This window comes from Duganella sp. sic0402 (assembly GCF_019219065.1).
Taxonomy (GTDB): Bacteria; Pseudomonadota; Gammaproteobacteria; order Burkholderiales; family Burkholderiaceae_D; genus Rugamonas.
This window is the reverse complement of record NZ_JAHUWK010000001.1, coordinates 898,110-917,072: the sequence shown is the minus strand read 5'-3', so window position 1 is coordinate 917,072 and position 18,963 is coordinate 898,110. Positions and strand designations below refer to the sequence as shown.

Genomic DNA, 18,963 nt, shown 5'->3' with positions numbered 1-18,963 from the left:
ATTTTATGATCTGGATCAAATTTCCATGGATAAATTATTGCGCTGGCTAGTTGACAGGCCGGCGCGCCAGGATTACGGCGGACGCGCCCAGCAGCGCGGCGATCCACAGCGGCAGCAGCGCCAGCGGTCCGCTCCAGGGACTTAGACCGGCCAGGGAAGGCGAGGGCGTGAACACGGGCACCTGGTCAAAGTCGCGGAAACCGTAGCCGCCAAGGCAGGTTTGCGGACAGGACTTGCGCTCGTCGCCCAGCGCCGACAGCTGGATGGCCTGCTGGAAGTAGTCGCGCAGCGTTTGCTGGTGGCGCTGTACCTCGGCCAGGAAGCGCTGGTGGCGGACGGCGTCATTGCCGGCCAGCGCGGTCAGCGACTGGTAGGCCAAGGTGACCGGGCTGAATCCCTGAAGACGGTCGAACAAGGCCCGGCGCTGCTCGGCGGCCTGCTGGAACTCTCGGTCGACGCTGGCCATGACCCGTTCCAGCTCTTGCGCGCGCTGCAGGCGCGAGACGCTGGCGGAGACTTTATCCAGCGCGCCAGCCGGCTTCCAGCCCGGATGGCTGTCATAGAAGCGGGCAAGGCTGCTGAGTTTATTGGCAGCCACCTGGTCATTGGCGTCGCGCATCGCTTGCACATAGCGCTCACGCTGCGGCACTGGCGCGCTGGCCTGCACTATGGCGCTCAGTGCGCCGGGAATCAGGATCGCCAGCACCAGCCACGCGCCGAAACCGGCGAAAGCGGCGCTCATGCGGTTGCCGCAGGCGGCGCAGACGGCAATTGCCACCGCCGCCCAGAACAGCGAATACAGCAGCACCACGCCTGCCCACTGCGCCAGCGCCATCAAACCATGGGCACTGGCGGGCAGCGCGCCGGACAACAGCGCCGCCGCGCCGCAAACCAGGATTAACAGCGCGGTGGCTGCCAGCGTGCGCGCGCTGACTTGAAGATCCAGCATGCGGCCCGGCTTGACGCCTTGCAGTTGCAGCGCACGCAGGCGCAGGCTTTCACGGTCCTGCGTCAGCACCGAGGTGGTCAGCGCCAGTAAGATCAGCGGCCACAGATAGATCACGAAGAACATCAGGTCAAAGCGGCCCACCGCCAGCAGCGCCGGATGTTCGATTTCCAGCGCCGTGCGGGCGGACTCCATTGATTCGGCGCGCACCCGCACATAGGCAGGCAGCAGGTCGGCCTGACCCACGGCCAGCGCGGCGCCTGGCGTCTGCGGCTTGGCGGCAAAGCCGACGTGTTCGCGGAAGGCGTAGCCACGGATGTCCACTGGCGTGCGCCACCATTGCAGGCCGGCGAATTCCGGCGCGTCCGGTTGCGTGAAGTAGCGTCGCGCCAGCGCGTTGGCCGCCTCGCGGGCCTGCGCCTGTTGCGCCGTGGCGGCTTGCGCGGCGTCGCGGCTTTGCTGCTCGAAGCGGCTGCCTTCATAGAGGCCGAACAGGGCGAGCAGCAGCGCGACCGCCAGCAGTGCCAGTGTGCCGCGCTCGCGCAACTGGCTGCGCAAGTCGTAGGCGATCAGGGTATACATGTGTTTCATCGCAGATTTCCGTTACGTAGTTGACGCAGGCCGGCGGCGCACAGCAACAGGCTGGCCGCAAACAGCGCTGACAAGGGGAGCAGGTGGCGCCACCATACGCTGGCGTCCAGCGGCGGGTAGACGAACTGGAATGGCGGTATCTTGCTCCACAGCGACTGGTCGCCTTCGTAGCGCACGCCGTCCTGGTCCTTGTGCTCGGTGATCGCCTGGTTCAGCACCACTTGCATGATGCGGCGTTGCTGTTCAGCGCCGTTGACGAACTGGATGTGGTGGCTGGTGTCGCTGCCCGCGACGGCGCTGGACAGGCCTGCCACCGCAACCGACGGCGACAGCCATCCCGCCATCGCCGCAACTTCGCTCTGGCGGCGCATGGCGTCGAACAGGCGGCCATAGTGGGCGTCGAATATGCGGTCACCGTGTTCTTCGCCGCGCTGGATGCTGATGCCGGCCCAATTGAAAGGCAGATCCCTGGCATCGGTGACGTTGTGCTCGCGCAGCAGTTGCTGCTGGTCGCGGCGCGCCTGTTCTGGGTCGTCCGGCATGCCGAGCGCGTTGTCCAGCGCGGCGCGGAAGGCCTGCATCGACGGCAGCGGCGCCGCCAGTTGGGCCAGCTCGGCGGCGCTGCGCGGCGCCACCAGTGCCGTCATTGCCCACAAGCCGATCAGCACCGCCAGCGATGTACGCAAGCTGCGCGACCAAGCCGATACGCCGGCGATCAGCGCCGCCCAGGTGCACAGATATAGCAGATAGCCCAGCGCGAACAGCCCGGCGCGCAAGGCGCCGTCGCTGAACGGACTACGGCCGCCCATGCGCCACTCGACCAGGCCGACTGCGATACAGGCCGGCGCCACCAGCGTCATCGACAGGAATAACAGTACCGAGCCACGCGCCACCGCGATAGCGCTCAGCGGCGCCGCGTTAATGCGCAGGGCGGCCAGTGTGCCGCGTTCGCGTTCGCCGGCAAACATGCCGAAGCCGAGGAAAATCATTGCCATCGGCGTCAGCACCTGCATGACAAACGCGGGATTCAGGCGGAATTGACGGTTCGCGCCCGGATCGTCGTTGGCGGGACGGTACACCAGCTCGTTCTGCTTGTGCGCCTCCAGCCAGAGGCTGGCGCCGACGTAGTGTTCTATGCCGGGATCGAGCGCAGCCAGTGCGGACAGCGGCTTGAAAACGTAGACGCCGTAGTGCGCCGCCGAGTGCGGATTCTTCTTGCCTTGATGGGCCCAGCGCTGCTGCTCGGCCGCTTGCGCGCCGTTGCGCGCCTCCAGCGTGGCTTGCAGTTGCAGCGATGACAGGAGTGCCGCACACGCCGCCAGCGCCAGGCCGGCCAGCACCACCAGCCATACCCGCCAGTCACGCCGGCGTTCGCGCCAGTCGGCTTGCCATGCGCCGCGCAAGGCGCTCAGCCAGCGTTGCGGTCCTTCCGCCGGCTCAGTTGCGGCAGGCGAGGATGTCAAGGTAGTTGCGTTCAAGTTCGCCTGCATTCAATTCTCCCAATGTCCATTCGCCGGCCAATTGGCCGCCCACCAGCATGCCGCAGCGGTCCGCCAGTTCCTGTGCGCGGAACAGGTCGTGGGTCGCCATCAGCACCGCCGCGCCTTCATCGGCCAGTGTCCGAACCAGTTCGCCAAAGGCGACGCTGGCTTCGGGATCGAGGCCGGATGTTGGCTCATCCAATACCAGCACTTTTGCACCTTTGGCCAAGGCCATGACAATGCCCACTTTCTGCCGCATCCCTTTGGAATAGCCTTGTGCCTGGCGATGCCAGGCATGTTGCGGCAGGCCGGCGCGTTCGAGCAGCGCTTCGATGTCGCGGCGCTTGGGCGTATGGCCCAGCAACCGCATGAAGAATTCGACGTTTTCAACGCCGCTCAGTCGCTCGTACAGCGCGACGTTTTCTGCGATGTAAGCGGCGTGCCGCACCGCCGCCTGGGCAGGTGGCAGATCGGAGTCCGCCAGGCGGATGGCGCCGGCATCAGCCTGCACAAAGCCCAGCAAGCAGCCGATGGTGGTGGATTTGCCGGCGCCGTTTGGGCCGAGCAGCGCGTACACCTCGCCGCCACCGACGTGCAGGTCGAGGCCATGCAGCACGATGCGGCCCTCGTAGCGCTTTACCAGTTTTTCTATCTGTATCATGCGTGTCCTCAGAATGCGTAACGGGCTTCGGCAAACAGCGTGCGTCCTGGGTAAGGATGCAGCTGGTAGGCCCGGTTGTTATTCAGGTTGTCGACGCCGATAGCAAGTTCGGTGCCCTTGGCCGGCTTGAGCAGCAGCCGTGCGTCCAACTGACGCACGCGCGACACGCCGCCGTAAACGTCGGTGTTGTAGTCGGTGTTGTTGATTTCGTTGAACTGAGGGCCGGAATAACGATACGTAGCGGACAGGCTCCAGGTGTCAGCCGGCGCATACACCAGCGTGGTGGCCGAGCGCACACGCGGCACACGCGACCAGTTTTTGCCCACTGATGGCAGGTAGTTATCGTTTTCCAGGATGGTCGATTTGCTGAACGCGATATTGGCTTCCGCGCTCAGGCCTGGAATGCCGAGCCGGTCGATCTGGCCGGCCAGCTCCAGGCCGCGTGTGCGGACGCGGCCGACGTTCTGTACATTGGTCACGATCGGGAAGACATTCAGGTTTAACTGGCTCCAGATGGTATTGCGTATATCGTCCTGGAACATCGAGGCGCGCAGGCTGCCCAGCGTGTAGCGTTGTTCGGCGCTGAGCTCCAATGCGGTGGAGCGCTCCGGTTTAAGATTTGGATCGTTGATGGTGATGCTGCTGCCCGCTGCCGTGCCCTGGAACAGTTCCGCCACCGTGCCAAAACGCGTGCCGCGACCGAACGAGGCGCGCAAGGTGGTGCCGGCGTCCGCATCCCAGGCGACGGAAAGCTTGGGCGACCAGGCTTGTTCACTGCGTCGCTGGTAGTTGACGGTGGCGCCGGGCGTAATGCGCTGCACGCCATCGCTGGCTTGCCAGGACTCTGCGCGCAGGCCGAACACCGCATGCCATTGCGGCGCAAAGTGCCAGGCATCCTGGCCGTAGATCGCCAGAATGCGCGTTTCGCCGCCGACGTATTGGGTTTCCACGCCGTTGGCATTGCGCCAGTCGATGGTGGTGCGCATGGCCTGCTTCAGTGTGTAGGTATCCGCATGCACGCCGAAGGTCAGCGAGTGCGTGTCGCCAGCGCGATTGATACTGGCGTCCAGCGATTCAAAGCCGCTGCCGTCGCGCACCACGGCGGTGCCGGCGCCGCCATTGGCCGCCATTGGATCGGACGTGCTGGCGTTGCGCTGCACATCGTCCAGAATGCGGTAAACGCTGGCGTTGACGCTGGCGTTCCAGCCGCTGCGGTTGCGCGTCTTGGCGCTCAGCCCCAGCAGGGCATGGCGCTCGTCGCGTGTGTACGGCGCGAAGGTGGATGCGGGTAGCGTGAAGGTATTGACGCCGTCGCTGACTTTGCCCGACCACACGGCATTGCCTGCCGCGTCGCGCAGGAAGCTGCGGTTGCTGGTTTTGCTGTCATTGTCCCACCACGCAAGCAGCGCCTCGGTGCTGATCGTTGGGCTGAAGTCGTAGCCCAACGTCAGCTTGCCGGTGTTCTGGATGGTGTTGTCGATGGCGCCAGCGTTGGCACCGAAGATCGCGCGGCGCATGCCGAAAGCATTGGTGTCATAGACGATGCCGCTGACTGGCGTGGCCGCCCCGCTGCCAGTGGCGGACGGGAATGCGCCAGCGGCGTTGGCGTTGACCGCGTAGTAGCCCATCGGCTGGCTGGTCGCGTCCTGATGGTTGATCATCAGCTTGTACCACAGTCCTGAAGCCAGCTTGTCGGCCAACAGCGCCGATGCCTGGTAATTGCGGTAGTGGTCATGATCGCCATACTGGCTGTAGTTTTGGTCCTGGCCTGCAATCCGCACCGAACCTGAAAATCCGCTAGGACGGCTGGTGGTGATGGCGATCGTCGTGCCGATGGCGTTGCCGGGGTAGAGCGCCGAAAACGGGCCGTATATGACATCGATGCGCGTCATCTCTTCTGGCGCAATCATATTCCAGCGCGGCGCGTCGAAGCGGCCGAGGAAGTTGGACAGCAGGTAGCCGTCCATGTAGACCAGTGCGCGCGGCGCCTGCGTGGTGGAGAAGCTCCGCCCGCCGACCAGCGCGTTGCGGTCACCGCTATAACGTTTGCGGATGCTCATGCTGGGCAGGTTGCGCAGCGCGTCTTCCGGATTGAAGATGTTTTGTTGCTGGCGCAGTTCCTCCTGCGTTTTGCTGGCACTGGTGTTGGGCAGGTCGCGGTCAAGCGTGCTGCGGGCGCTGTTGACGGTGACGGTTTGCAGTGCCGGATCTTCGTCGTCTGCGTGGGCGTAATGAATCGTCAGGGCGAGCGAAATCGCCACGGCCATAGGCCGTAATGTGCTGGTCATGATATGAAGTGGAAGAGGTTGAATTATTATTGCAACTGAATTGCATAATAATTCCTTATCCTCACTAATGCAACATAATTGCGTTAACTGTGGTTTATCCCGTTAGCGCACGTGTCACCATGATGATGTTGAGGGTGACGATGACCGCCATCATCAGCCAGGCTAGCCAGCTGACCGCGCGTGGCGTGGCGAAGCCGCCCATGATGTTGCGGTCGCTGGCGTAGCGTATCAGCGGCCACATGGCGAATGGCAGTTGCATGCTGAGGATGACCTGGCTCAGTAGCAGCAGGCTGGTGACGCCATGGTCGCCGTACAGCAGCGTGACCACCAGCGCCGGCACGATGGCGACCGAGCGCGTAATCAGCCGCCGTGCCCATGGGGGCATGCGGATCTGCACAAAGCCTTCCATGACGATCTGCCCGGCCAGCGTGGCCGTGACGGAGGAACTGAGGCCGGAAGCCAGCAGCGCCACGCCAAACAGGATACTCGCCAGCGCGGTCCCGGTCAGCGGCCCGAGCAACTGATAGGCCTCTTCCAGATCCGCCACATGCGCGTTGCCGGTGGTGTGGAATACCGCCGCCGAGGTAATCAGGATGGCGGCATTCACCAGGCAGGCCAGACCCAGCGCGACGATGATGTCAGCGGTGGCGAAGGAAATCGCCTTGCGCTTGCCTGCGTCGCTGGTGTCGAAGCGGCGGGTTTGCACGGTTGAGGAATGCAGGTACAGATTGTGCGGCATGACGGTGGCGCCGATGATGCCGATGGCCAGGTACAGCATACCGGGATCGGTGACGGTTTGCGCCGATGGCAGAAAGCCTTCCGCGACCGCACGCCATTCGGGCTGTGCCAGCGCGAGGTTGATGGCGAAGCAGATGAATATTACGCCCAGCAGCGCGATGACGAACGCCTCCAGATAGCGGAAGCCGCGCTGTTGCAGCCACAGGATGGCGAAGACATCCAGCGCAGTCAGGATCACGCCGTAGCTGAGCGGTATGCCGAATAGCAGCTTGAGGGCGATGGCGGTGCCGATCACTTCCGCCAGGTCGCAAGCGCAAATGGCGACTTCGCACAACAGCCACTGGACGAAAGCGGATCGGCGTGACGAATGCTGGCGGCTCAGCTGCGCCAGATCGGCCTGCGCGACGATGCCCAGGCGTGCCGTCAGCACCTGTAGCAGCATGGCCATGCAGCTGGATAGCCCGATGATCCACAGTAGCGAATAACCGTAGGCGGCGCCACCGGCCAGATCGGTCGCCCAGTTGCCGGGGTCCATATACCCGACTGCGACCAGGTAGCCGGGACCAACGAAACTGAGAAAGCGCCGCCACCATGGACCGTGCTGGCGCACCTCCACACTGCGCTGGCCATTGACGCCAACGCCGGGTTGCTCCAGCGATGAAGGGACTACTGGTGGCGTCATGAACAGGACTCCTTTGCGGCCGCCATAGGCCTATTTATTTTCTGATAATGCGTGGCGGCGGGTGGCTGGCTACGTCCTGGAGCGTAATAGTACGATATTTTGCGGCCGCCGCCTCGACAGCCGCGCGGGCGCTTTCCGCATAGCGTAACAGCGTGTCGCCAAAGCCGCCGCGCGCCTTGGCGTCGCAACGTGCGCTGGTAATCACGCGTGGCGCTGCGCTCCAGGCGAAACGTGCGCCGCTCAGCTCCAGTGCTTTGACCAGGGCGACATCTTCGCTGCAAGCCAGCGGCTCGAATCCACCGGCGCGCAGGTAGGCTTCTGCCGATACGCCCAGGTTTGCTCCGTGGATGTGATGGTGTCCGTCGGCGTCCGTATAGTTGTCATGGAAGTAGCTGCGCAACAGTTCTGCATTGTGCCGGTGCGGCGCCCAGTCGTGTACCGCGACAGTACCGCACACTACATCGACGTTCAGGCGCAACTGTTCGGACAGCCATTGTGGCGATACCTGGGTATCCGCGTCGGTGAATGCTAGCCAGCGGGCGCCGTGCTCCAGCATGTGGCGGGTGCCGGCGGCGCGAGCATGGCCAACGTTGCGCGCATCGACGCACAAGTGATCGATCCAGCATACGGTGTCCGATTGTGCAGCGTGACGTTCGACAATCGCGCGCGAGCGATCTGTGCAGCTATCCAGCACCACAGTGATGTGGACCGCTTCGCCGTTCAGTGCCGTATCGGCGGCGGCAGTGCGCGCTGCGTGCAGGCAGGCGTCCAGGTACAGTTCTTCGTTGTGTGCCGGGATGATGATGCCGATCATGCGGTAACTCCTTCTCGTTGCGCGACAGAGCGCGGGCTGCATGACCAGACATCAAGCAAAAAATCCGCCTCGCCATGACGGGCGATGCTGTGCAGTTCCGGACAGGCATCGAAGGCGGCGTGGATGGTGTCTGTGTCCAGCTTGCGGTCGGAAAATGGACGGCGCCAATGGCACAGCACCAGCGCGCCATCGCTGGCCAGGGTGCGTACAGCGTGGCTGCGAAGTTGCTGCAACTCGGCTTCGCTCAGGTAATAGGCCATTTCACTGATCACGATCAGGTCGAAGCTGACGCCGGCCGGCCAGTCATAGGGCATGCGCTGGCAACGTACGGCGACCTGCCCGCCAGCGGTGTTTCCCAGGCGTTTGCGCGTCAGCTGCACGGCGGCAGGTGACAGGTCGCTGGCGGTGACCTGGCCGGCGCGACGCGCCAGCAAGGCGGTCAATTCTCCGTTGCCGCAGGCTGGCTCGAAGGCGTGGCGATAGTGCGGTTCCGGCAGACTGGCCAGCAGCAGGGCGCGCTTGCGCTGTTCGTACCAGCGCTGGCGCACCTGCCAGGGGTCGTCGCTACGCTCATATAGCTGTTGGAAGTGGGCGTTCATAAGAAGTAGATTTCGTAAGGATGCAGTAGCCGGCCTAGTACGTATGGAGGCAGGATCGCCGGCTGGCCGGTGCTGGCGTCGTCGCGCAATTGCGTCTGAAAGCAGGCAATCGCCTGCTGTTTGCGCTTCAGCACAGCATCACTCAACGGCAGGCGGCGCGCCTGGCGCCATGGCAGCCGCTGGTCGCCGGGCGCCGCCCAATGCCAGCTCCAGACCGGCATTTCGATCAGCCTCGCGCGGCAACTGCGCGCAGCCAGCGAGGCGGCCAAGCCGCAAGCTTCGTGGTCGGGATGGCCGTCGTGGCGCCAGGTGGAGAACACCACATCGTCCGGCCGTAGCAGTTGCAAAAGAAGGTGGTGCAGCTGTTCCAGATTGGCGCTGACCTGTCCGTCGCGGATGCGGGCGCGGACGATCTGCGGGGATACGCCGAGTGTCGTCAGCGCCGCCACGGTTTCCTGTGGCCGTAGCCGTGCCAGGTCGAGCGGGGAAAGCAGCGCCGAACCGGGATGGCTGGCATCGCCATCAGTGACAGCGAGCAGCACGATTTGCGTTCCCTGGTCTTGCAACTGTTGCAGCAGACCGCCGCAGGCCAGGATTTCATCATCCGGGTGCGGTGCGACGATGACTGCGCGTCGATGCGCGGGAACCAGGTCGGCAGCGCTGGTGACGGGCATGGCGCTCAGGCCCGGCCAAGCCTGCCAGTCCGCGTCTGGCGTGCCGCGTCCGTGAATGCGGCGTTGCTGGGTGTGGGTTGTGCTCATAAGGTCCATGGCGCGTGCTCCTGCTGTGCCACCAGTTCGCCCAGCGCAGCGAGGTCACGCTCAGCGTGGCTCTGGCGCAAAAAGACCGGGAGGTCGGCCGCCAATTGTGCAAAGCGGGCATCACGGCAGATGGGCCCTGCGCCCAGCGCGCGGGTGACGTGGTGCAGTACCTTGGTGGCTGCATCTTCAACCGCCAGCCGTAAACGCATCGCCTTTCGGCCGGCATACGCGCCGGGCGCCTGGTCGAGCGCACGGGCGGTGTCGCGCATCAAGGCGGCAGCGCTGCTTAACGCGATTTCGACCTGGCCGAGATGGGCCAGCCGGTGCGGTTCAGCAGGGACTTGTCCACGCGTGGCGGCGTGCAGGTATCCGGCCAGTGCTTGCGCTGCACCGAACCAGCAAGCCGCGATGCCGGCGCCACCGTACCAGAAGCCGGGACGGTTCAGGTATGCACCGGGTGCGCCGACGGCGATGGCGGGTACATCGTCAAATACCACATCGACGCTGGCGGTAGCGGCCATGCCGACAGCGTGCCAGCCATCGCTGGTGATCGTAACACCCGGATCGCGCAACGCGACAGCGGCAAGTTGGCGTTCACCGTTGGCGTTCGTGCAACTGACCAGTGCGTGGCTCAGTGCTGCCGCTCCGGAGCACCATTGCTTACGCCCCGCAAGCACTATCTGGCCTTCGGCGGATTGGCGCAGCACCAGCCCTGCATCACGCGATTCCGCGCACCATACGCCCCATGCAGCGCCGGGACGTGATGGGCCTTGCAGTTCGTCGAGGATGGCCAGCGCGTCGGTATGGCCTTCGTATAGCTTCGCCAGGCTCAGATCGTGGTGCGCGGCCAGCGCCAGGCATTGCCAGCGCTGCAGCGTGGCGCCGCGTGCAGGGAGAGGTAATTGATCCTGTCCGGCGTCGATCAACTGCGCCAGTTGTCTGGCCGGGCTCTGCTGCGGCTCCAGGCGCGCGAGTGCTTCGCTCAACGAGTGCGCCGATGCATAAGGTAGACGGTCGATTTTCATGGACCCATCATCGGGTGGGCCGGTCCAGACTGTCTGTTAGCCCGCGCACGCTTAAGGTCCTGGCGGGTAACCGTGTGTTGTCGCACATACCAACATCAGGTGATAGGCGATGCTGGTCCACGTCGTCACTACCTGCACAACACCCATGAATGACTGGATCGACCTGTTGCAATGGCCGGCCATGGCCATCACCGTGCTTGCGGGCCTGCTGGTTGGCTCCAAATCGGCTTTGCGCCGTAAAGCTGGTTTCATCACCTTCCTGCTGAGTAACGCGCTATGGATAGCCTGGGGATGGCACGACGACGCCTGGGCGCTGATCGCACTGCAGCTTTGCCTGATCGTGACCAATGTGCGTGGCGTTTTGAAAATCGAAGGAAGGACCTGATGAATTCTACTTATTCCGTCCGCCTGAACATTAACGGCGAACCTCAGCAATTTGAAGTTGAAGCTTGGATGTCTTTGCTGGATCTGCTGCGCGAGCGCGCCGGCATGACCGGGACCAAGAAAGGGTGTGACCACGGCCAGTGTGGCGCGTGCACCGTACTGGTGGATGGGAAGCGCATTAACTCCTGTTTGACACTGGCTGTCATGCAGAATGAACGCGACGTGATCACCGTCGAAGGCCTGGCGGACGGCGAACAACTGCATCCCTTGCAGCAGGCGTTTATCGAACACGATGCTTTCCAATGCGGGTACTGCACACCGGGTCAGTTGTGTTCTGCCGTGGGGCTGATGAATGAAGGCCAGGCGAGTACTGTGGCCGACGTGCGTGAGCTGATGAGCGGGAATATCTGTCGCTGTGGCGCGTATCCGGGCATCGTCGCTGCCGTCACGGAGGTGCTTGGGCTGCGCCAAGACGTTCCTGGCCGGCCTTATGAGCCGGGTACGGTGCCGGCATGAATCCAATCAGCTATCTTCAGGCCGGCGATGACCGCCAGGCATTGACGCACATCGGTGATGAGGCAAGCTTCATCGCCGGCGGCACCAATCTGCTCGATCTGATGAAAGAGTTCGTGATGCGGCCGGCCACGCTGGTCGACATCAACCGCTTGCCCCTGGAAGCCATCACCTCATCAGATGATGGTGGCCTGCTGTTGGGGGCCACGGCACGCAACGCGGATACTGCCTATCATCCACTGGTGCGCGAAGGCTATCCGATACTGACTGCTGCCATCCTCGCCGGCGCCTCGCCGCAGATACGCAATATGGCCAGCAATGGCGGCAACCTGCTGCAACGCACGCGCTGCCATTATTTTTATGACGTTACCGTGCCTTGTAATAAGCGCGAGCCTGGTCGTGGCTGTTCGGCGATCGGCGGGCTAACACGCCAGCACGCCATCCTTGGCGCCAGCGATCAATGCATTGCCGTTCACCCCTCCGATATGTGCGTGGCACTGGCTGCGCTGGAAGCAGTGGTGCACGTACGCTCGCTGCGTGGCGAGCGGCAGATTCCCTTCGCCAGCTTTCACCGCTTGCCGGACGACCGGCCCGAGCTCGACACTACGCTGGCGCCGGATGAGCTGATTACGCATATCGAACTGCCGCCTAGCCAGCAGTTTGCCGGGCACTCCTGTTACCTGAAAATCCGTGACCGCGCATCGTATGCGTTTGCGCTGGTGTCAGCGGCAGCCATGCTGGATATTGGCGAGGACGGCATGGTGCGCGGGGCGCGCTTGGCCTTGGGCGGCGTGGCGCACAAGCCCTGGCGCTTGCCGGCGGCGGAAGCCTTGCTGGTTGGCCGCGCTGCGATAGCGGACAGTTTTTCGGTCGCGGCGGATGCATTGCTCAACGGCGCGCAAGGCCAGGGTGGAAATAGTTTCAAAATCCCGCTGGCCAGGCGCGCCGTGATGCGCGCTTTGGAACTGGCGGCTGCGGGAACTTACGACAACACCGGGAGCGACAGTGACTGATCTGATTGAAGCATTACGCACGCCATCGGCGGAACCGGGTACAGGAGCGGTCAGCATCGGCATGGCCGTTTCGCGTGTTGATGGCCGCGACAAGGTAATGGGCAAGGCACGCTATGCGGCCGAGCATCCAGCCGAGGATCTGCTGTACGGTGTGGTGGTCAGTAGCAGTATTCCGGTTGGCCGCATCAAGGAGATACGTGTTGCAGCCGCATTGGCGACGCCCGGTGTGGTGGACGTGATTACGCATGCGAACCGGCCGCGCATCCGTTCCTTCGATATCTTCTACAAGGATATGACCGCGCCTTCAGGCTCGCCATTCCGGCCGCTGTACGATGACAAGATTGCCTACAGCGGGCAGCCGGTCGCACTGGTGGTCGCCGCAACCTTTGAAGCCGCACGTTACGCCGCCCGGCTGGTTGAGGTAGATTATGAGGTGGAAAATCACGCTACCTCGCTGGTGGAGAACCGCGAGCGCTCCTATAAGCCCAGCCGCTTGAAAGCGGGCTTCACGCCACCTCCTGATCCGAAAGGCCATGCGGATGAAGTGTGGGAAAAGGCGGCCGTCAAAATAGAGGGGCAGTACTACAGCGGCGTAGAGCATCACAATCCACTGGAGATGTTCGCCAGTACGGTGATCCGCAGCGAAGACGGCCACCTGACGATATACGACAAGACGCAAAGCTCGCAAAACAGCCGCTGGTATGTGTCGCATGTATTCGGTCTATCGAAGCACAAGGTCACGGTACGCAATCCCTATGTGGGCGGCGCTTTTGGCTCCGGATTGCGGCCGCAGTACCAGTTGCCGCTGGCCGTGATGGCCGCGTTGAAGCTGGAGCGTTCGGTGCGCGTGGTGTTGACACGGCAGCAGATGTTCACCTTCGGCCATCGCCCGGAGACTGTGCAGCGCGTCAAGCTGGCCGCACAAGCGGACGGCACGCTGAGCGCCATTATTCATGAAGCGGTGGCGGAGACTTCACGCATGGAAGACTATGTGGAGGTGGTGGTCAACTGGTCAGGCGAGCTGTATGCATGCGAGCATGTTCGGCTGGGCTATCACCTGGTGGACCTGGACCACGCCAGCCCCATGGACATGCGGGCACCGGGCGCCGCGCACGGCATGCACGCACTGGAAGTGGCGATGGATGAGTTGTCGTATGCCTTGAACATGGACCCGCTGGCGCTGCGCTTGAAAAATTACGCGGAGATCGATCCCTCACACGGCCTGCCATACTCCACCAAAGAACTGCGCGCCTGTTACGAGCAGGGGGCTGAGCGCTTTGGCTGGAGCAGGCGCCCGCTGGCGCCAGGAACGATGCGCGAAGGCCGCGAGCTGATAGGCTGGGGCATGGCGACTGGTATGTGGGATGCGATGCAGATGTTCGCGCGCGCCAGCGCGGTGCTGCATGCGGACGGCTCGCTGGTGGTCAGCAGCGCCGCCACCGATATCGGCACAGGCACCTACACCGCGATGAGCATTATCGCTGCCGATGCGCTTGGATTGCCGTTGGAGAGGGTACGCTTCCAGCTGGGCGACTCCACGCTGCCGGTTGCACCTATTGAGGGCGGCTCTTCGCATGTTGCCACAGTGGGATCTGCGGTGCAGGGCGTGTGCGAGAAGCTGCAAAAAACGCTGTTCAAGCTGGCGAAGAAACTGCCGTCATCGCCGTTGGCCAAGGCGCGCTTTGCTGATGTCGAATTTACCGGCGGACTGCTGCGAGTGAGAGGCCGGCCCGAAACTGCGATTTCGTTGGTGGATGTAATGGCGGGCAGCGGTGAATCCCGTCTTGAAGAGAAGTACATGATGCTGCCGAATATGCTGAAGCAGATGAAGTACCAGCGATCAACACACTCGGCGGTGTTTGTCGAAGTGCGTGTGGACCCGGAATTCGGCACGGTGCGCGTGACAAGGGTGGTGAGCGCCATCGCGGCCGGCCGCATCATCAACGCCAAAACGGCGCGCAGCCAGATTGTTGGCGGTGTGGTGTGGGGCATCGGCCAGGCGCTGCATGAAGAGACGTTCTGCGATCACCGGCTTGGCCGCTTCATGAATCACAATCTGGCCGAGTACCATGTTTCGGTGAATGCGGATATCCATGAGATTGATGTCATCTTTGTGCAGGAGGATGACCGTATCGTCAGCCGTATCGGCGCCAAAGGCGTGGGCGAGATTGGGCTGGTGGGCGTATCGGCGGCAGTGTGCAACGCCATTTATCACGCGACAGGACGGCGCGAACGCAGCACACCTATGACTCCAGACAAATTAATGCAGTAGACTTGCATTTGTGTATAATGCAGCTAACTTGCATTATTAAACGGAGCCTTCATGTTGGAAGTACGTTCTACGCACCTGGCGCTTTGCCTGGCTGCGGCCTATCCGCTTTTCGCTGTAGCGGATAATACGGTGGATGATGTTGTGGAGATTGTCGGCGCGCGCCAGCCATATCGCAGCCTGTCCGCCACCGGCGCCACCAAGACCGAAACTGACTTGAAGGATCTGCCGCAAAGTGCGCGCGTGCTGACGGAAGACATGCTGCGCGACGCAGGCGTCAGCCGCTTTGCCGACGCGCTGGATATGGGCAGCGGTATTTCGCGCCAAAGCAACTTCGGCGGCGTGTGGGACAGCTACGCGGTGCGCGGTTTTACCGGCGATCCCAACTACGGCTCCGATTTCCTGGTGAACGGCTTCAGTTCCAGCCGTGGCTACAACGGCATGCGCGACAGTGTCAATGTCAGCAGCATCGAGATCCTGAAAGGTCCGGCGGCAGCGCTGTACGGGCGGGGAGAGCCGGGCGGCATCATCAACATCGCCACCAAGAAGCCGCTATTCCAGCCTTCCTACACGCTGAGCCAGTCGCTGGCCAGCCATGACACCTGGCGCACCGCAGCCGACTTCACCGGTCCTTTGAGCGGCACGGTGGCGTACCGCCTGAATGCCGCCTATGAAAAGGGCGACAGCTTCCGCGATACGCTAAGCTCCAAGCGACACATGGTGTCGCCATCGGTGATCTGGCGCCTGACCGACAATACGACGCTGTCGTATGAATTGGAATCCTTTGAACAGCAGGCTTACTTTGACCGTGGCGTGCTGGCGGTAAAAGGCGTGCTGGGTCTGATACCGAATTCGCGCTTCCTCGGCGAGAAGGCGGACGGCCCGATGACAGTGAAGTCGACCGGACACCAGCTGTTTGTGCAGCATGACTTCAGCAACGGCTGGTCGCTGCAAAGCGGACTGTCATACCGCAGCAGCGAGATGGTGGGCTTTTCTACCGAGGCTTCTGCCTTGCAAAGCGATGGCCGTACGCTGTGGCGCCAGCGCCGATATCGCGATTTTTCGGCGCAGGACTGGTCCGGCCGGGTGGAGTTGCTGGGCAAGGTAGGCGCGCACCATGTGCTGGTTGGCGTTGACGGCTACCGCTTCATCGACGACCGTCTGCAACTGCGCAAGAGCCCCAACGCCGCCGCGCCGTATGCGATCGATATTTACGCGCCGGTATATGGTGCGCCACAGCCAACCACGCTGGGACCGTCGATCGACACCCGCGAACAGCAATGGCAGACCGCCGTGTATGCGCAGGACCAGATCGATCTGAACACAGAGTGGAAGGCGCTGCTGGGCGTGCGCCGCGACTCGTATCGTCAGACCATCACCAACTACAACCGCAATGGCCTGCGCAATCACCAATCACTGGAAACCACCAGTCCGCGCGCTGGCATCGTCTATCAGCCGAACAAGCAGGTATCGCTGTACGCGTCGGCCGGCAAGTCCTTCCGTCCGAATAGCGGCATCGGTATCAACAACGAGTCCTTCCCGGCCGAAACCAGCCGTGCCTATGAAACCGGCGTGAAATTCGATACGGCGGATAGCAAAATCAGCAGCACGCTGGCACTGTATTCGATCAAGAAGGAAAACGTGCTGACGCTGAACCCGCTCGATACCAATTACTCGCTGGCTGCCGGTCAAGTGGGTAGCAAGGGTGTGGAGCTGGATGTCGCCGGCGAGGTCGCGCGCAAGCTGCAACTGTCCTTGTCGTATGCGTACACCGATGCCAAAGTCTTGCGCGATAACGTACTGGCGGTCGGCGGGCGTTTGGCGAATGTACCGAAGCAGGCGGCCAATGTGATGCTGGTGCAGGAGTTTGGCCTGAACGGCGGCGCGCGCGCGACTTTCGGCGGCGGCGCCAATTATGTCGGCGAGCGTAATGGCGACGTGGCGATCAGCAGTACTTTCCGCCTGCCTGCCTACACCACGGCCAAGCTGGTGTCCTCGTATTCACCGTCGAAGAAACTGCGGATTTCGCTGGATATCGATAATCTGTTCGACAAAGTGTACTATCCAAGCTCTTATCAACAGACTTGGATAGCGCCTGGCGAAGACCGCCGCGTGACCCTGAAAGTGGAATACAAGTTATGAGTGGTGTGCGTGCGCGTGGCGCGCGTGTGGCGTCAATCGACGTCCTGCGCGGGCTGGTGATGATGATTATGATGGTGGATCACGCGCGCGAAGCGTTCTTTCTGCACCACCCGGTCAGCGATCCGATGAATCTGGCGGAAACCGATCCCGGATTTTTCTTCGGCAGGGTAGCGGCACATTTTTGCGCGCCGGTGTTTGTGTTCCTGACCGGCCTGTCGGCATGGCTGTATGCGCACCCATCGTCCGGTCCACGTTCGCCGGCGGGCTTTCTGTTCAAGCGCGGCCTGTTCCTGATCCTGCTGGAGATTACCGTCATTACGGCGGTGTGGGCAGTCCAGCTGTCGCCGCCGACGATTTATTTACAGGTCATCTGGGCCATCGGCCTGTCGATGATCGCGCTGTCGCTGTTGCACCGCCTCCCGCGCGGCGTGCTGATTGCGCTTGGCTTGGCCATCGTGTTCGGCCACAACCTGCTGACGCCAATTTCGTTTCAGCCTGGCGAAGCGGGCTATATTCCATGGACCATTCTGCATGATCGCGGTTTCCTGGTGAGTGAGGGATTGGTAAGAATCAAGGTCAGTTATCCATTGCTGCCGTGGATCGGTGTCATCTTGCTTGGATATGCGGTGGGGCCGTGGTATGCATCGGCCACCGCGCCGGAGCAGCGCCGCAAACTGCTGCTGTCTGCCGGCGCCATCGCATTAGTGTTGCTGGCGGTACTGCGCGGTTTCAACATCTACGGCGAGACTTTGCTGTGGGAGCAGGGCGCGGACGCGCTGCACAGCGTGATGTCGTTCCTGAACGTGACCAAGTACCCGCCATCGCTGGCGTTTCTGCTGCTGACGCTGGGCGTCGGGCTGCTGGTGCTGGCCTGGCTGGAGCAGCGTGACAACTGGTTTCTGCGCGCCAGCGCGGTCTTCGGTGGCGCGCCCATGTTTTATTACCTGCTGCACCTGTATGTGCTGTTGGCCTTGCAAATGGCGGCCATCGCCTTGCTGGGTGCGAATTATGGCAAGCGCTATGAGTTCGACCATTTGTGGCAGGTATGGGCTTTGAGTGCTGTGCTGCTGCCGTTACTGTACTGGCCATGCCGGGCGTTTGGCAACTTCAAGCGTCGTACCACGATGGCCTGGGTGCGCTATCTCTGAGCCAGTTCGTGCCTGAGGAATTCGACACAAACGCGCACCTTGGCCGAGCCTTCCAGCCGCTGAGGGTAGACGGCCCAGACATTGGCGCTTTGGGTGTACTGGGGCAGTACCTGTACAAGTTCGCCACTGTCCAGGTATGGCCGGGCGTCCCAGTGCGAGCGCAGCACGATGCCGGCGCCAGCCACTGCCCATTGCAGCGCGATTTCGCCATGGTTGGATGACAGCGAACCTGTCACCTTCACCGTTTCTTCTTGTCCGGCACTGGCGCGCAGCGCCCACACGCCAAATGGCATATCGCGCTCCTTGATCACCAGGCAGTTGTGGCCCGCCAGCTCCTGCAGGGCGCGTGGCGTGCCGTGCTGTTTCAGATAGCCGGGCGCCGCGCACAGGATGCGGTGATTGTCCATCAGCTTGCGGGCGATCATTTGCGGCGCGATCTCGTCGCCGATGCGTATATCCAGGTCGAAGCCTTCAGCCACAATATCGACCAGCCGGTCGAATACCTCAAAGCGCACCTGCAACGACGGGTGTGCCGCGACCAGCCGCGCGACCACCGGCGCGACCACGTTCCGGCCAAAGCCAAAACTGCTGCTGATGCGCAGCAGGCCGCGTGGCACGTCGCGCCGCTCAGCCAATTCATTAAGCAGGCCGTCAAGATTTTCCAGAATGGTGATCGCGTGCGCGTAGACCTTTTCGCCATCCTCGCTGACGATCACGCGGCGCGTGGTGCGATGGAACAGGCGCACGCCCAGCATCTGCTCCAGTATGCCGATACGCTTGCTGACATAGGCGGACGACATGCCCAACTCCTCGGCCGCCGCCGCGAAGCTTGCTTTGCGTGCTGCCGTGACAAAGACGCGAAGGTCTTCGTTATCGATACGTTTATCCACGATTCGTGTTTTATGGAT

General features: G+C 62.5%; 16 protein-coding genes. 6 read left to right on the top strand and 10 right to left on the bottom strand.

Annotation, left to right across the window (positions count from 1 at the left end; all coding sequences use genetic code 11):
- Positions 1–46: 46 nt before the first annotated feature.
- The 9 genes from KW842_RS03865 to KW842_RS03825 all read right to left on the bottom strand — a co-directional run bounded on the left by KW842_RS03865 (position 47) and on the right by KW842_RS03825 (position 10,586).
- Positions 47–1,537, bottom strand: coding sequence for a DUF3526 domain-containing protein (locus KW842_RS03865; protein ID WP_218302743.1), 1,491 nt, complete (start codon positions 1,535–1,537; stop codon positions 47–49).
- A complete protein-coding gene (locus KW842_RS03860; RefSeq protein ID WP_218302742.1) occupies positions 1,534–3,015 on the bottom strand; it encodes a DUF3526 domain-containing protein in 1,482 nt (493 codons plus the stop codon). The genes KW842_RS03865 and KW842_RS03860 overlap by 4 nt, the downstream gene beginning before the upstream one ends.
- A complete protein-coding gene (locus KW842_RS03855) occupies positions 2,975–3,679 on the bottom strand; it encodes an ABC transporter ATP-binding protein (protein WP_218302741.1) in 705 nt (234 codons plus the stop codon). The genes KW842_RS03860 and KW842_RS03855 overlap by 41 nt, the downstream gene beginning before the upstream one ends.
- A gap of 8 nt (positions 3,680–3,687) precedes the next feature.
- Positions 3,688–5,967, bottom strand: coding sequence for a TonB-dependent receptor (locus tag KW842_RS03850; RefSeq protein WP_218302740.1), 2,280 nt, complete (start codon positions 5,965–5,967; stop codon positions 3,688–3,690).
- Positions 5,968–6,061: 94 nt separating this feature from the next.
- Positions 6,062–7,387, bottom strand: a complete 1,326-nt coding sequence (locus KW842_RS03845; protein ID WP_218302739.1) for an Nramp family divalent metal transporter — start codon at positions 7,385–7,387, stop codon at positions 6,062–6,064.
- 34 nt (positions 7,388–7,421) lie between these two features.
- A complete protein-coding gene (locus KW842_RS03840; RefSeq protein ID WP_218302738.1) occupies positions 7,422–8,201 on the bottom strand; it encodes a glycosyltransferase family 2 protein in 780 nt (259 codons plus the stop codon).
- Positions 8,198–8,800, bottom strand: a complete 603-nt coding sequence (locus KW842_RS03835; RefSeq protein WP_218302737.1) for a class I SAM-dependent methyltransferase — start codon at positions 8,798–8,800, stop codon at positions 8,198–8,200. Before KW842_RS03835 ends, KW842_RS03840 begins: the two co-directional genes overlap by 4 nt.
- Positions 8,797–9,561, bottom strand: a complete 765-nt coding sequence (locus tag KW842_RS03830) for a PIG-L deacetylase family protein (RefSeq protein WP_229223465.1) — start codon at positions 9,559–9,561, stop codon at positions 8,797–8,799. Before KW842_RS03830 ends, KW842_RS03835 begins: the two co-directional genes overlap by 4 nt.
- A complete protein-coding gene (locus KW842_RS03825) occupies positions 9,558–10,586 on the bottom strand; it encodes an acyl-CoA dehydrogenase family protein (RefSeq protein WP_218302735.1) in 1,029 nt (342 codons plus the stop codon). The genes KW842_RS03830 and KW842_RS03825 overlap by 4 nt, the downstream gene beginning before the upstream one ends.
- 145 nt (positions 10,587–10,731) lie before the next feature.
- Here KW842_RS03825 and KW842_RS03820 point away from each other — a divergent pair, with 145 nt between their 5' ends.
- The 6 genes from KW842_RS03820 to KW842_RS03795 all read left to right on the top strand — a co-directional run bounded on the left by KW842_RS03820 (position 10,732) and on the right by KW842_RS03795 (position 18,055).
- On the top strand, positions 10,732–10,971 hold the full coding sequence (locus tag KW842_RS03820) for a hypothetical protein (RefSeq protein ID WP_218302734.1): 240 nt from the start codon (positions 10,732–10,734) through the stop codon (positions 10,969–10,971).
- Positions 10,971–11,486: a (2Fe-2S)-binding protein gene (locus KW842_RS03815; RefSeq protein ID WP_218302733.1), complete on the top strand. Its 516-nt coding sequence runs from the start codon at positions 10,971–10,973 to the stop codon at positions 11,484–11,486. The genes KW842_RS03820 and KW842_RS03815 overlap by 1 nt, the downstream gene beginning before the upstream one ends.
- Positions 11,483–12,496: a xanthine dehydrogenase family protein subunit M gene (locus tag KW842_RS03810; protein ID WP_218302732.1), complete on the top strand. Its 1,014-nt coding sequence runs from the start codon at positions 11,483–11,485 to the stop codon at positions 12,494–12,496. Before KW842_RS03815 ends, KW842_RS03810 begins: the two co-directional genes overlap by 4 nt.
- 61 nt (positions 12,497–12,557) lie before the next feature.
- Complete coding sequence (locus tag KW842_RS03805; protein ID WP_218303098.1) at positions 12,558–14,768, top strand: xanthine dehydrogenase family protein molybdopterin-binding subunit; 2,211 nt, start codon at positions 12,558–12,560, stop codon at positions 14,766–14,768.
- A gap of 51 nt (positions 14,769–14,819) precedes the next feature.
- On the top strand, positions 14,820–16,907 hold the full coding sequence (locus KW842_RS03800; RefSeq protein WP_218302731.1) for a TonB-dependent siderophore receptor: 2,088 nt from the start codon (positions 14,820–14,822) through the stop codon (positions 16,905–16,907).
- On the top strand, positions 16,904–18,055 hold the full coding sequence (locus KW842_RS03795; RefSeq protein ID WP_218302730.1) for a DUF1624 domain-containing protein: 1,152 nt from the start codon (positions 16,904–16,906) through the stop codon (positions 18,053–18,055). The genes KW842_RS03800 and KW842_RS03795 overlap by 4 nt, the downstream gene beginning before the upstream one ends.
- Here KW842_RS03795 and KW842_RS03790 read toward each other — a convergent pair.
- A complete protein-coding gene (locus KW842_RS03790) occupies positions 18,046–18,945 on the bottom strand; it encodes a LysR substrate-binding domain-containing protein (protein WP_218302729.1) in 900 nt (299 codons plus the stop codon). The two genes, KW842_RS03795 and KW842_RS03790, sit on opposite strands and share 10 nt — an antisense overlap.
- Positions 18,946–18,963: the final 18 nt, after the last annotated feature.